This is a genomic window from Uliginosibacterium sp. 31-16, assembly GCF_030730865.1.
In the GTDB taxonomy this organism is placed as follows: domain Bacteria; phylum Pseudomonadota; class Gammaproteobacteria; order Burkholderiales; family Rhodocyclaceae; genus Uliginosibacterium.
Genome location: NZ_JAVALZ010000003.1, coordinates 560,646 through 574,662 on the forward strand (window position 1 = coordinate 560,646; position 14,017 = coordinate 574,662).

A 14,017-nucleotide genomic window follows, 5' to 3' on the forward strand; every position below is an offset into this window, starting at 1 on the left:
CTGAGCGCGCAGGCTACCCTGAAATCAAGGCTGGGCGCGGCTCTCCAGCTTATCCACCAAGCGCTGCCGTAACGATCTCCTGCGCTTCTTTCACGATCCGTTGCAGGTGCTCGGCCGAGACGAAGCTTTCGGCGTAGATCTTGTAGATGTCTTCGGTGCCCGAGGGCCGCGCGGCAAACCAGCCGTTGGCGGTCGTGACCTTCAGGCCGCCGATGCTGGCGCCGTTGCCCGGCGCGGTGGTGAGGCGTGCGGTGATGGGCTCACACGCCAGCGATTGGGCTGCCACCTTGTCGCCAGTGAGTTGCTTGAAAGCGGCCTTCTGCGCCGGGGTGGCCGCCGCGTCGATGCGGATGTAATGCGGCGCGCCGTATTGAGCGGTGAGTTCGGCGTAATGCTCGGCCGGGTTCTTGCCGGTCACGGCGGTGATTTCGGCAGCGAGCAGGCCGAGGATGATGCCGTCCTTGTCCGTGGTCCACTCCGTGCCGTCGCGGCGCAGGAAGCTCGCGCCCGCGCTCTCTTCGCCGCCGAAGCACAGGCTGCCATCGAGCAGGCCCGGCGCGAACCACTTGAAGCCCACTGGCACTTCCAGCAGGGTGCGGCCGAGGCCCGCCACCACGCGGTCGATCATGCTGGAAGACACCAGTGTTTTGCCGACTGCGCAATCGGCCCACTGCGGGCGATGCGTGAGCAGATATCTGATCGCGACTGCGAGGTAATGATTGGGGTTCATCAACCCGCTGGGCGTGACGATGCCGTGGCGGTCCACGTCCGCATCATTGCCCCAGGCAATGTCGAAGCGATCCTTGAGACCGACCAGGCTTGCCATCGCATAAGGGCTGGAGCAGTCCATGCGGATCTTGCCGTCGTGGTCGAGGGTCATGAAGGCAAAGGCCGGATCGACCTTCGGATTCACGACCTCAATGTTCAGACCGTATTGCTCGGCGATGCGCGCCCAGTAAGCCACGGCTGCGCCGCCCAGCGGATCAACGCCGATCTTCAGCCCCGCCTTGCGGATCGCCTCCATGTCGATTACCTGATCCAGATCGGCGATGTAGCCTGAAGCAAAGTCCATCTGGGTGATGCAACTGGCCTTGATCGCTTCAGCGTAAGGAGTGCGCTTCACTTCCACGTTGCCGGCTGTCAGCAGAGCATTGGCGCGCTTCTCGATCCAGCCGGTCACATCGGTGTCGGCCGGGCCGCCATTGGGCGGGTTGTACTTGATGCCACCGTCCTGCGGCGGGTTATGCGAAGGGGTGATGATCAGGCCATCGGCCAGATCTGTCGTGCGGCCCTTGTTGTAGCCGAGGATTGCGTGGGAGATCACCGGTGTGGGCGCAAAGCCGTCCTTCGCCTGCATGCGCACCTGCACGCCATGTGCGGCCAGCACTTCGATCACCGAACGCTGAGCAGGCGCGGAGAGGGCGTGGGAATCCTTGCCGACGTAGAGCGGGCCGGTGATGCCGTGCGCTGCGCGGTATTCGCAGGTGGCCTGGGTAATGGCGAGGATGTGCGCCTCGTTGAAGCTGCGCTTGAAAGCCGTACCGCGATGGCCGCTGGTGCCGAAGGCCACGCGCTGCCCGGCGATGCTCACGTCCGGCACATCGGCATAGGCGGCGAGAAGGGCGGCAATGTCGGTCAGGACTTCGACTGGGGCCGGTTTGCCGGCGAGGGGGTGAGCCATTGCTGTCTCCAGAGAAAAGGTAGGGTGCGCATCGCGCACCCGGATTCGGGAGGGATTTTACGGGGAGGATTGGTGTGGTGCGCAGTGCGCACCCTACACAAGCACTTCCTTCGCCTGTGGATGCCCCAGAAAATCCCGTGGGCTGGCGCTGAAGCCGTAGGCGCCGCTCTGATACACGGCCACCAGATCGCCGGGTTCGGCGGCGGGCAGCTCCATGCGGTCCGCCAGAATATCCAGCGGGGTGCACAGCGGGCCGACTACGCTGGCGATTTCAGTTGCTGGTGCAGCGGCCTTGTTGCCGATGATGACCGGGTAGTTCTTGCGGATCAGCTGACCGAAGTTGCCGGAGGCGGCGAGGTGGTGATGCAGTCCGCCGTCGCAGACGAGGAAGACCTGGCCGCGCGAGACCTTGCGGTCGATCACGCGGCAAACGTATACGCCCGCCTCGCCGACCAGATAGCGGCCGAGTTCGATGACCAGCTCCGCCTGCGGCAGATCGGTTTGCGCTCGCGCCACCAGTTCGGCCAGATTCGCGCCGATGGGGGTGAGGTCCAGCGGCGTGTCGCCGGGGAAATACGGAATGCCGAAGCCGCCGCCCAGGTTCAGCGTGCGCACCGGCGCGGGTGCATCGGCTGCGAGCCGCACGGCCAGCGCGTAGCAGGCCTGCTGGGCTTCGACGATGGCCTCGCTGCGCAGATTCTGCGAACCGGCGAAGAGGTGAAAACCCTCGAAGGCCAGCCCCAGCTCGCCGATGCGGCGGAGCAGAGCCGGAACGACTTCCGCATCGACGCCGAAGGGCTTGGGGCCGCCACCCATCTTCATGCCCGAAGACTTGAGTTCGAAATCCGGATTCACGCGCACCGCGACGCGAGCCGGCAAGCCCAGACGCTGCGAGATCGCTGCGAGCAGCTCGACCTCGCGGGCCGACTCGACGTTGAGCAGCACGCCCGCCCGCACCGCCGCTTCCAGCTCGGCCTCGCGCTTGCCGGGGCCGGCGAAGCTGATCTCCGCCGCTGTCATGCCGCTGGCCAGCGCCACGGCCAGCTCGCCGCCCGAGGCCACGTCGAGCCCGTCGACCCGCCCGGCCATGTGCTGCACGAGTGCCGGCAGCGGGTTGGCCTTGATCGCGTAGTGCAGCTTGATCTGCGCCGGCAGCGTCGCACGCAGGCTGGCGATGCGCGCGGCGATCACTGCGCGATCGTAGGCGTAGAAAGGCGTGCCGAGCTCCTCGGCCAGCTGCGAGACGGGCTTGCCACCAATCACCAGTTCGCCATCGAGGACGGGGAACTGGGTCATGGGGGCGTGGCGAGGTTTGGCGGGGGTAGTCATTGTGCAGTCGCGAACAGATCGGCAAATTCACCCGCCAGCGCCTTGCGATCTATCTTGCCGTTGGCATTGCGTGGCAGGGCTTCATGGCGCAGCGCAATCTGCGCGGGCACCTGATAAGCCGGCACGCGGGTCTTCAGTGCAGCGAGCAGGGCGGCGGCGTCGATGTCTGTGTGGGCGGGCGTAACGATCAGCACGATGGCCGCGCCGAGCTGTGGGTGCGGCACGCCGACCGCGGCGCATTCGGCGACCAAGCCGGTGGCATAGGCTTCCTCCTCGACTTCGCTGGGGCTGACGCGGTAGCCGGAGGTCTTGATCATTTCGTCCGTGCGGCCGATGAAATAGAGGAAGCCGTCTGCATCGCGGCGCACGGTGTCGCCGGAGTACACGGCGATCTCGGGCAACATCAGGCCATGCGGGCGCAGGTGAGCGGGCAGCGGGCGGAAGCGTTCGGCGGTTTTCTCGGCGTCGTTCCAGTAGCCCATCGCTACCAGTGGGCCGCGCTGGACGAGCTCGCCGGGCTCGTTGGGCGCGCATTCCGTGCCGTCTTCGCGCAGCACCAGCACTTCGTTGTCCGGGATGGCCTTGCCGATGGAGTCGGGCCGGCGGGCGATCTCGGCCGGGTCGAGGTAAGTCGCGCGGAAGGCTTCGGTGAGGCCGTACATCAGATAGGGGGTGGCTGAAGGCAGGCTCTGCATGAGCGTCTTCAGGGTGGTCTCCGGGAGATGCCCGCCGGTATTGGCGATGTAGCGCAGGTGGCTGGAGATGCCCGCCGGGAGCGGCTGTGCGGCTAGCTGCAACCACAGCGGCGGCACCGCGGTGAGGCCGGTAATTTTTTCGCGCTCAAGTGCCTTCACGATGTCGCGCGGCATCAGGTAGTTCAGCAGCACCACGCGCGCGCCGGCGTGGAAGGCGGTGGTGAGCTGCGAGAAGCCGGCGTCGAAGGAGAGCGGCAGGGCGGCGAGCAGACTGTCGCCGGGGTGGTTGCCCAGATATTCGGCCACGCTCCTGGCGCCGGCCACCATGTTCCGATGCGAGAGCACCACGCCCTTGGGCCGGCCGGTGCTGCCCGAGGTGTAGAGAATCGCGGCCATGTCCAGCTCGGTTGGCACGTCATGCGTCGGGGGCTGGCGATTTTCTTCGTCAAGCACTTCCTGCCAGCTGTGGGTGGCATGGGTGTTGGTTACAGTGCTGCTGGCGTTGCCTGTGACAACCAGGTGTTGCAGATCCGGGCATGCGGCCAGTGCATCACGCAGGGTGAGCAGACGCTCGGGTGAGGTGACGAGCACGCGTACATTGCAGTCGCGCAGGATGTAGGCGACCTGATCAGGCTTCAGCAGTGGATTGATCGGTACGAACACGCCACCGGCAGCGCTTGCGCCGAAACTGGCGACGACGGTTTCGATGCGCTTGTCGAGATAGATGCCGACCCGCTGGCTGCGCGCCAACCCCAGGCTGGCGAAACCACGCGCACAGGCTTGAACAAGCTGCCACAGGCTGGCGTAATCCTGCGTGCTGCTACCTGCAGTAAGGGCTGGAGCAGTCGGCGCACGCCTGGCGCTGCGTTCGATGAGATGGTGAAGGAGCCAGGAATCGCTCATGTCTCGTGCAAGTACTCGGCTGGGTGATCGGAGGAATCGGGGCTTATAATGCCGCCCTTTCGTGCAGTCAATCCAAGGAATCGATTTTGTCTTCGCTCGATAATACCCGGCACGCCGTGTTGCAAGTGCTGGAAGAAGTACTGGGGCTGGGCGGCCGTGCCGCTTCATTCAATGACGCGACCCCTTTGCTGGGTGCCGTGCCTGAACTGGATTCCATGGCGGTCGTTGGCGTGATTGCAGGATTGGAGGAGCATTTCGGCTTCCACCTGGCTGACGATGACATCGATGGTTCGACTTTCGAAACCGTCGGCACCCTGACTGCTTTTGTGGCGAACAAGCTGGCGGCCTGATAGTTTCGTTGCAGGCGCGGCCAGAGGCCGCTCCTGCAAAAACCTCCGGGCCGTCATCCCGACGCGCAGGCCGGGATCCAGCGATAGCCCACCGTCTCCCGTTTCTGGAGCCCGATCTTCATCGGGATGATTTCAAGCTGCGTTCTGCTGCTTGAAATCACTTGCTCTTGATCATCGTTCCGACGCCGTGGTGCGTCAGAATTTCCAGCAGCAGGCAGTGCTCGACGCGACCGTCGATGATGTGCACCGAGTTCACGCCGCTGCGGGCAGCGTCCAGCGCGGAACTGATCTTCGGCAGCATGCCGCCGGAAAGCGTGCCGTCAGCCACCAGATCATCGATCTGGCGCGGAGTCAGGCCCGTGAGCAGCTTGCCGGCCTTGTCCAGCACGCCCGGGGTGTTGGTCAGCAGCACCAGCTTCTCGGCCTTGAGCACTTCAGCGAGCTTGCCAGCCACCAGATCCGCGTTGATGTTGTAGGTCTCGCCGCTTTCGCCCACACCGATAGGGGCAATCACCGGGATGAAGTCGCCGGAGTCGAGGAAGGTGATCACCGAGGGGTCGATCGAGGTGATTTCGCCGACCTGGCCGATATCCAGCATCTCTTCCGGCTTGTCCTTGTTCGGCATCATCATCTTCTTGGCGCGGATGAAGCCGGCATCAGCACCGGTCAGGCCGACAGCCTTGCCCCCGTGCTTGTTGATGAGGTTGACGATGTCCTTGTTGACCTGACCGCCGAGCACCATCTCGACGATGTCCATGGTCTCTGCGTCGGTGACGCGCATGCCCTGGATGAATTGGCCTTGTTTGCCAACACGCTTGAGCAGGTCGTCAATTTGCGGACCGCCACCGTGCACGACAACCGGATTCAGGCCTACCAGTTTGAGCAAGACCACATCACGGGCAAAACAGTCTTGCAACTGCGGATCGGTCATCGCATTGCCGCCGTATTTGATCACGATGGTCTTGTCGAAGAAGCGCTTGATGTAGGGCAGGGCTTCCGCGAGGATTTCAGCCTTGAGGGCGGGAGCAAGTTGCTTGAGATCGATGGTCATGGCGACGGGGCAGCTGGGTGAGCAAAGCGCGATTTTAACGCATGAAAAAAGGCAGCGTCCGTTTGACGCTGCCTTTAATGATTGGCGGTTTGTCTTGTGTCACCGCCACAGGAGCAAACCCGTGCGTCCGACAACGCCGGACTACAAGTGGCGGGCGCTGGCGGGCTCGCTCCTGCAATCCGCCCGGCTTATGAAATCATCAGTCGTTTGGTCTTCGGCCCGGCTTTCTTGGGCAGGGTCAGCTCCAGTACGCCGTCAGTGAATTTCGCTGTGGCACGGGCTTCATCCAGATCGGAGCCCAGATCGAATTTGCGGGCGACCTTGCCGAAGCTGCGTTCGGAGCGAAGGATGTGCTCGCCTTCTTTCACTTCATGCGTCTGGGTGCGCTCGGCTGTGATGGAGAGCACGCTGCCGTCGATCTGGACATGAATGTCTTCCTTCTTCATTCCGGGCAGATCGGCGTGCACCATGTAGGCGTCACCTGCTTCACGCACATCAACCTTGATATGCGGTGTTTCGACCATGCCGGCGCCGAATTCGACGGGGTGGACGAAGAAACCGCGCAGCAGATCCTCGAAAGGATCAGTACGGACGATGTTTGCCATGATTGACTCCTTTCCTTGTCGAAGGAGGAATGATCCCTCCTGCACTACGAAGATGGAGGCCGGCGGGTGGCGATTCAAGGGTGAAAGGGGCTTGCAGGCAGGCCCGATGCCTGTCTGGAGAGCCTCTTCTGGCCTGGTTCTTCAGGCTATATGCTCGCACAGCAAGGCGGGGCGATGACGTACGGGGATGCGTGCTGGAGAGGCCCGCCAGAAGCGCCTCTCGGGGAAGGGTACGAACGGAGTCGCGCGCCGGTCCGCCACAAGGGCGTGTCTGTATTCTGGCGCTAAAGAGGCCTGAAGGACGTGCGGCGCGGCAGCATCAGGATGGCATCCTGATTGCTCCACGAGAAGCATTTGCGTGCAGCATCCTGCCAGCTCAGCCAGCACTGGGCGCGGTGCTCGTTCGGGGCCAGGCGTACTTCAACGGGTTCGGGCAGGCACAGGCTGAAGACGTGCTCGGTATTGTGCGTAACGCCCGGCGCATAGCGCTGGCGCCATTGTTCGAGAATCTCGAAACGATTGCTGATGTGCCAGTCCTCAAATGCGCTGGCCGGCGCGCAGAGCCCGGTTTCTTCCTCGACTTCGCGGCGGGCTGTTTCACGCAGAGGCTCATCGCCTTCGCGGCTGCCCGTAACCGATTGCCAGTAGCCGGGGTGGGCTGCGCGCTCGATCAGCAGAACCTGGCGCGCCGGGGTGTGGATCAGAACCAGAACCGAAACGGGTTGCTTGAAGCTGGGGCTCAAGTGCGGACTCCGAGTTGCGGCAGTTCCGGATGCTGCCCGACGAGCAGGCTCCAGAAAGGCATTTTCTGGGCTTGCCAAGCCATGACCGTGTCTTTGAGAACATCAAGCAGTGCCTCAAAGCAGGCCGGGTCGGCGGCCTGCAGAATCTCGGCGCGTTGCAGGATCAGCAGATAACCGTCGGCCTCATTCCAGGACATGTCAGCCAGACTGTCCGCCAATGCGTCCCAGTTGGCGCCGTACCAGTCCGGAAAATGCAGGCCTTTGGCAAGGGTGCGGTGCAGGCTTTCGGCATCGTGGGCGTGGGCCAGATCGATGCGGTAAACATTGAATCCTGCTGCAGGGCCCGCCTGGAAAAGGGCACTGGCGGTCTCATCGGCGGCCTGATATACGCCGGCGCATTCGCGTTTGCGGAGCAGTTGCGCGGCGTCCGGGAGCTGTGCGGTGATCTTCATGGCTGGATCCGCTGGAAGCTTCGATAGTGGTTGGCGGTGTAATAGTATTCGTGCGCTTCGCCAGCAATGATGCGACGCGCCCCTCTGTCCTGAGCGCCTGGCGTGGGGACGGTGTACTCGCGGTAGTAGCCGCGGGCCTGCCGTGGCAGGCGACGCTCACGGTTCTGGAACACGACGCCATCGCGCTGATAGGGGAAGGGGCCGCCGCGCTGGATCAGGGCGAGCGTGGCCCGTGCTTCGGGCGGCAGACTGTGCAGCGAGACGGATGGAAGTTCATCCTGACTGGACCAGAAGCTGCGTGCCTCGGCCATTGCACTGCCTGATGTCAGCAGGGCAACAAGCAGCCAGACCAGGAATGTGCGCAGGAACGTTTGCGGATGAGGCATGACGGATCGTGCCCTGACAGGGAAAACCCGAGTGTAGCAGCGCGACCTGACTATTTGACAGGTCCCCGGGAGGGAACCTCAGCGCACCTGCTCGGGCTTGATGCCGTTCTTTTTGAGCAGCGCGTGGAAGTAATTGATCAGCGCTGCCAGTCGTTGATTGCCCGGATCCTGCTTGCGCACACGCTCGATGAAATCCTTGGCGTTGCTGGCGAAGTGATCATTCCAGCCAATGTTCTCGATATGCTTGAGCAGCGCCAGCGAGGCATTGAACAGCACATTGGTGTTGCCCGGCAATTTGTCGACAGCCTGCAGCATCTGACGCACGGCGCCATCGTAGTCTCCGCTCTGGGCAAGCTGGGCACCTTCGGCCATGATGTTGCGTACTTCGGTACGTGCGCGTTCGGCCAGTTGTGCTCCCAGTTCAGGGCGGCCCAGATCGACGAGCATTTCCTTGATGGCTTCCACCGCCTCGTCGTCGGCGGCGTGGCGCATCACGTCCATGATGACAACGGCCGCCTTGTCGTCCTGCTGATTCTCCAGGCAGATGCGGGCCAGATCCTTCTTCAAACTGACGGTGGCCCCAAGCCGTGGATCATTGAAGCGGATGGCTTCATCGAGTGCGGCATTGGCCTTGTCCGTGTCGCCGGCGTGGGTGGCGACCATCGCGGTACTCAAGGCTTTGCACAGAGCGGTCTTGGGCAAGCCGTCCATGCTGCGCTCCAGATCACGCAGGGTATTGGCAGCACCTGTCGCATCGCCCGAGCCAAGTTGTGCCTTGACCAGTGAGACATGATCTTCCGGATCACGGAAATCCGAGTACTTACCTTTGTTGACCACGGTGGTCATCATTTTTGTGGCGGTTTCCATGTCGCCGCATTCTGCTGATACCTCACCAAGCTTGCGCAGGCGGCGCACCGTGTGTGGCGAAACCTTGACGGCTTCCTCCAGGGTTTCCTTGGCTTCATGGATGCGTCCCGATGCCTCGCGAGTCTTGGCCAGCCAGTCGTAGGCGTCCAGATACATGGCATTCTCATCCAGCAGGCTTTGCAGCTGTTCTTCTGCTTCGCCAAAGCGTTTCTGCATGTAGAAGGTTTTGGCCAAACCCAGCTTGGCCCAAGGGACAACTCTGGATTCAATGACCTGCCGATACGCCTCCTGCGCCTCATTGGCTTGTCCGGCAATCAGGTGCAGTTCGGCCCGCAGGCGCATGAAATCAATTACATACTGGGGGTTATCGGTTTCACCCTGCCGACAGGCGGAGATCGCTTCCAGCGTATTGCCCGCTTCGATCAGCTTGTAAATGGGCATGAACAGATCGCGTTTTTCCAGCGCGCGCGACAGGCGACTGAGTAGCTTGTCAGATGAAAATGGCTTGAGAATGTAGTCGTTTGGCGCCAGTTCGGCGGCGCTGATGACCTTCTCGTGCTGGCTTTCGCCGGTGATCATCAGAAACAGGGTGGCCAGCGGGATGAGATGGTGGCTGCGCAGGTCTTCGAGCAGGTGCTGACCGTCCTGGCCTTCGCCCAGGTGGTATTCGCACAGGATGATGTCGAAATTCTGGTCGCGCAGCTTGCGCACGGCGACACCCGCCGAGACTGCCAGCGCTATCTTGGTTATGCCACACAGGCTGAGCATGTTGCGCAACTGGGTGCGCATGCCACCGTTGGACTCGACGATCAGTACCGAGATTTCTTCAATATTCTGGGGCATGGATCCGCCGTCGCCTGCAGACGCTGAAATGCGCCTGATCTGGCTGTGGCTACGGCAGGGCGCCAGCTTTCTTTAGGGCGCTGTGCTTTCGGACGGTTCTGCAGGCTGAAGGACTGCGAGGGCAAACGCAATTTGCCGGGCGCGTTCATGCAGCGCATCGTAGCGCCCGGACGCGCCGCCATGCCCGGCCGCCATGCTGGTGAGGAAGAGCAACGGATTGCTGTCGGTCTTCAGGGTACGCAGCTTGGCGACGTATTTGGCCGGTTCCCAGATCATCACCTGGTTGTCGTGCAGCCCGGCCTCGACCAGCATCGGCGGGTAGTTGCGAGCGGCCAGATTGTCGTAGGGCGAATAGCTGAGCATGCGTTTGTAAGCCGCTTTGCTGGCCGGATTGCCCCATTCTTCGTATTCCCCCACGGTGAGTGGCAGGCTGGGGTCGAGCATGGTGGTGAGCACATCCACGAAAGGTACTTCGAGGATGGCCGCACCAAACAGATCCGGTGCCAGATTCAGCACCGCGCCGATGAGCAGCCCGCCGGCGCTGCCGCCGTTGGCGAGAATCCGGCCTTGCGTGGTGAAGCCTTGCTGGATCAGGGTTTGCGCGCAGGCGATGTAATCCGTGAAGCTGTTGCGCTTATCTTCGAGTTTGCCGGCTTCATGCCAGGCTTGGCCCAGATCGCCGCCGCCGCGCACGTGGGCGATGGCGAAAACCCAGCCGCGATCGAGCAGCGACAGGCGGGTGGCTGAGAACCACGGATCATTGACGATGCCGTAGGCGCCGTAGCCGTCCAGCCACAGCGGCGCCTGACCGTTGCGTGCCAGATCCTTGCGATAGACCAGCGAGACGGGGATGGCCGTGCCGTCGGTAGCGCGGGCTTCGATGCGCTCCGAGGCGTAATGTGCCGGGTCGAAATTGCCCAGCACCGGCTGGCGCTTGAGCAGGGTGGCTTGGCGCGTCAGCGGATCGTAGTCGTAGATCGAGGGCGGGGTGGTCAGCGACTCGTAGGTGTAGCGCAGGATGGGTGCGTCCCATTCCGGCAGATCTTCCATATCCACCACGTAGGCCGGGTCGCTGAAGGCGATGTGGTGCGTCTCGCTGCTGGGCAGATGAGTGATGGCGAGTTGCGGCACGCCGCCCTTGCGTTCGCTGGCGATCAGCCAGTCGCGATAGAGGTCGACGCCTTCGAGGACCACGTCGGCGCGCTGCGGTAGGCGCTCGACCCAGTTGGCGGGCTGCCAGTCGGCCAGCGGCGCCTCGATCAGGCGGAAATTCGGGCCGACGTCATTCGTGCGGATATACAGCTTGTCGCTGTGGTGATCAATTTCGTACTCCACCCCGGCGCGGCGCTTCACGACGATGCGCCAGCGCCCGCGCGGCTGATCGGCGGGCAGAATGCGCGATTCGCTGGTGGTGTGGCTGGTCGAGGTGAGAATCAGCAGCCCGCGCGAACGGGTGCGGGCGACGAACAAGTTGAAACGCTCGTCGCGCTCCTCGAAGAGCCGCGTCGGCTGGACTTCTTCAGGCCCCTGCCGCCACAATTGGCTTGCACGCTTGGTTTGCGCATCCTCCGTGACGAAGAACAAGGTGGGGCGCGGGTCTTCGGGATGCAGACCTTCGTCTTCCGCCCAGGAGAGGCTGACGACACCTTTGTGTGCGAGCTTCAGATCCCGGCCGCGCTGCAGGTCGCGTACGCGCAGCCGGTAGCTGCGCTGGCCACGCGTGTCTTCCGTCCAGGCGAGGAAGCGGCCCGACGGGCTGATCTCGTAATCGCCGACCTCGTAGAACGCCTTGCCCGTCGCCTCGACGTTTTCGTCCAGCAGGATTTCCTCGGGAGATGCTTCCCAGCCCGTCGGCGTGATGCGTTTGCGTACATGCACGGCGTACTGCGCGCCCTGCACCGTGCGACTGTAGTACATCCATTCGCCGTATTTCACCGGCACCGACAGGTCCGCCTCCTGAATCCGCGCCAGCATCTCGGCGTAGAGTGCGTCCTGCAGCGGTTTAACCGGCGCCAGTGCGGCTTCGGCATAGGCGTTCTCGGCCTTCAGGTAGTCCAGCACTTCGGCGGACTTCACTTTGCACAGCCCGTGGAAAGGATCGATGCGCGTGTGGCCGTGGGCGACGAGTTTCTTCGGGCGTAGCGGGGCGGCAGGCGGCGTGGGCGAGAGATCGAGGTTCAACTGGGGCAGTTCCGAGGTTGAAAAGCACAAGGGCCGCCAAGGAAAATCCTCGCGGCCCTTGCGTGGTCTAGCGTTGTGACAACTTACGCAGTGCCATCAGCCTTCTGCACATTACGCAGGCGGATATGCAGCTCGCGCAGTTGCTTCTCGTCGACCGGGCTTGGGGCTTGGGTGAGCAGACACTGGGCGCGCTGGGTCTTCGGGAAGGCGATCACGTCGCGGATCGATTCGGCGCCGGTCATCATGGTCACGATGCGGTCCAGACCGAAGGCGAGGCCGCCGTGGGGCGGGGCGCCGTACTTGAGCGCGTCGAGCAGGAAGCCAAACTTGAGCTGGGCTTCTTCTTCGCCGATACCGAGGGCGGCGAAGACCTTCTCCTGCACGTCGGCGCGGTGGATACGCACCGAGCCGCCGCCGAGTTCCCAGCCATTGAGCGCGAGGTCATAGGCCTTGGCCAGGCACTTGCCCGGATCGGTGGTGAGCAGCTCGAGGTGCTCATCCTTCGGCGAGGTGAATGGATGGTGGCAGGCGACCCAGCGCTTGGCTTCCTCGTCGTAGTCGAACATCGGGAAGTCGACCACCCAGGCCGGGGCCCACTTGCGACCATCGACGTGCCCCTTTTCGTGGCCGATCTTGGTACGCAGGGCGCCGAGGGCGTCGGTGACGATCTTGGTCTTGTCTGCGCCGAAGAAGATCAGGTCGCCGCTGGTGGCGCCGGTGCGCTCGATCACCGCGCGCAGCGAGGCTTCGGACAGGTTCTTGACGATCGGCGACTGCAGGCCGGTTTCGTTGATCTGGGTGACGTCATTGACCTTGATGTAGGCCAGACCCTTGGCACCGTAGATCTTCACGAACTCGGTGTAGCCGTCGATCTCGCCACGTGTCAGGGCTGCTCCACCCGGGATGCGTAGCGCGGTGACGCGGCAGGCCGGGTCGTTGGCGGCACCAGCGAAGACCTTGAAGGCCACATCCTTCATCACGTCAGCCACGTCGACGAGTTCCAGCGTCACGCGCAGATCCGGCTTGTCCGAGCCGTAGCGGGCCATTGCCTCGGCGTAGGTGATGCGCGGGAACGGGTTCGGCAGTTCGACGTCGATGGCATCCTTGAACACGTAACGGATCAGGTTTTCCATGATCTCGGTGATCTCGGTCTCGTTCAGGAACGAGGTTTCCATATCGACCTGGGTGAATTCCGGCTGGCGGTCGGCACGCAGGTCTTCGTCGCGGAAGCACTTGGTGATCTGGTAGTAGCGGTCGTAGCCGGCCACCATCAGCAGCTGCTTGAAGAGCTGCGGCGATTGGGGCAGGGCAAAGAACTGGCCGTCATGCACGCGGCTCGGCACGAGATAGTCGCGTGCACCTTCCGGGGTGCTCTTGGTGAGCATCGGTGTTTCGATGTCCACGAAGCCTGCGTCGTCCAGATAGCGGCGGAAAGCACGTGCAGTCTTGTAGCGCAGCATCATGTTGCGCTGCATGGCCGGGCGGCGCAGGTCGATCACACGGTGCGTCAGACGTACGTTTTCGGACAGGTTCTCGTCATCCAGCGGGAAGGGCGGGGTGACCGAGGTGTTCAGCACTTCGAGTTCATGTGCCAGCACTTCGACTTCGCCGGAGATCAGGTTGGCATTGGTCGTGCCCTCGGGGCGGCGGCGCACCTTGCCGGTCACGCGCAGGCAGAACTCGTTACGTACCTCTTCCGCAATCTTGAAGGTCTCGGCACGGTCCGGATCGCAGACGACCTGCACCAGCCCCTCGCGGTCGCGCAAGTCGATGAAGATCACACCGCCATGGTCGCGACGGCGATGAGCCCAACCGTAAAGGGTGACAGTCTGGTCGAGCAGGGCGGCGGAAACGAGGCCGCTATAAGTGGTACGCATCAATGATCTCCGTGATCCGGTGTTTTGTTTTGATCGTGCAAGGCTGGCAAAGCG

General features: G+C 62.9%; 12 protein-coding genes. 1 reads left to right on the forward strand and 11 read right to left on the reverse strand.

Going from position 1 to position 14,017, the window contains the following annotated elements:
• Positions 1-49: 49 nt before the first annotated feature.
• The 3 genes from pgm to Q9Q94_RS14335 form a co-directional block, all read right to left on the reverse strand.
• On the reverse strand, positions 50-1,681 hold the full coding sequence (pgm, locus tag Q9Q94_RS14325; RefSeq protein WP_305980790.1) for a phosphoglucomutase (alpha-D-glucose-1,6-bisphosphate-dependent): 1,632 nt from the start codon (positions 1,679-1,681) through the stop codon (positions 50-52).
• A gap of 93 nt (positions 1,682-1,774) precedes the next feature.
• Positions 1,775-3,010 (reverse strand): pyridoxal-dependent decarboxylase, exosortase A system-associated, encoded by a 1,236-nt coding sequence (locus Q9Q94_RS14330; RefSeq protein WP_305980791.1) that lies wholly within the window; start codon positions 3,008-3,010, stop codon positions 1,775-1,777.
• Positions 3,007-4,608: an acyl-CoA ligase (AMP-forming), exosortase A system-associated gene (locus Q9Q94_RS14335; RefSeq protein WP_305980792.1), complete on the reverse strand. Its 1,602-nt coding sequence runs from the start codon at positions 4,606-4,608 to the stop codon at positions 3,007-3,009. The genes Q9Q94_RS14330 and Q9Q94_RS14335 overlap by 4 nt, the downstream gene beginning before the upstream one ends.
• Before the next feature lie 86 nt (positions 4,609-4,694).
• Between Q9Q94_RS14335 and Q9Q94_RS14340 the strand changes: the two genes are divergently transcribed.
• Complete coding sequence (locus Q9Q94_RS14340; RefSeq protein ID WP_305980793.1) at positions 4,695-4,958, forward strand: acyl carrier protein; 264 nt, start codon at positions 4,695-4,697, stop codon at positions 4,956-4,958.
• A gap of 157 nt (positions 4,959-5,115) precedes the next feature.
• Here the strand turns inward: Q9Q94_RS14340 and argB are convergent, their stop codons facing one another.
• From argB to aspS, 8 genes are all read right to left on the reverse strand, one after another.
• Positions 5,116-6,009 carry an acetylglutamate kinase gene (gene argB, locus Q9Q94_RS14345; RefSeq protein ID WP_305980794.1) on the reverse strand — a complete coding sequence of 298 codons (894 nt, stop codon included), beginning with the start codon at positions 6,007-6,009 and terminating at the stop codon, positions 5,116-5,118.
• A 188-nt stretch (positions 6,010-6,197) separates the two neighbouring features.
• Positions 6,198-6,614 (reverse strand): Hsp20/alpha crystallin family protein, encoded by a 417-nt coding sequence (locus Q9Q94_RS14350; RefSeq protein ID WP_305980795.1) that lies wholly within the window; start codon positions 6,612-6,614, stop codon positions 6,198-6,200.
• Positions 6,615-6,898: 284 nt separating this feature from the next.
• A complete protein-coding gene (nudB, locus tag Q9Q94_RS14355) occupies positions 6,899-7,357 on the reverse strand; it encodes a dihydroneopterin triphosphate diphosphatase (protein ID WP_305980796.1) in 459 nt (152 codons plus the stop codon).
• Positions 7,354-7,809 (reverse strand): barstar family protein, encoded by a 456-nt coding sequence (locus Q9Q94_RS14360; protein WP_305980797.1) that lies wholly within the window; start codon positions 7,807-7,809, stop codon positions 7,354-7,356. The genes nudB and Q9Q94_RS14360 overlap by 4 nt, the downstream gene beginning before the upstream one ends.
• Positions 7,806-8,120: a ribonuclease domain-containing protein gene (locus Q9Q94_RS14365; RefSeq protein WP_371929857.1), complete on the reverse strand. Its 315-nt coding sequence runs from the start codon at positions 8,118-8,120 to the stop codon at positions 7,806-7,808. Before Q9Q94_RS14365 ends, Q9Q94_RS14360 begins: the two co-directional genes overlap by 4 nt.
• Positions 8,121-8,273: 153 nt before the next feature.
• A complete protein-coding gene (locus Q9Q94_RS14370) occupies positions 8,274-9,905 on the reverse strand; it encodes a tetratricopeptide repeat-containing response regulator (protein ID WP_305980799.1) in 1,632 nt (543 codons plus the stop codon).
• A gap of 72 nt (positions 9,906-9,977) precedes the next feature.
• Positions 9,978-12,086, reverse strand: a complete 2,109-nt coding sequence (locus Q9Q94_RS14375) for a S9 family peptidase (RefSeq protein WP_305980800.1) — start codon at positions 12,084-12,086, stop codon at positions 9,978-9,980.
• Positions 12,087-12,169: 83 nt separating this feature from the next.
• Positions 12,170-13,963, reverse strand: a complete 1,794-nt coding sequence (gene aspS / locus Q9Q94_RS14380; protein ID WP_305980801.1) for an aspartate--tRNA ligase — start codon at positions 13,961-13,963, stop codon at positions 12,170-12,172.
• Positions 13,964-14,017: the final 54 nt, after the last annotated feature.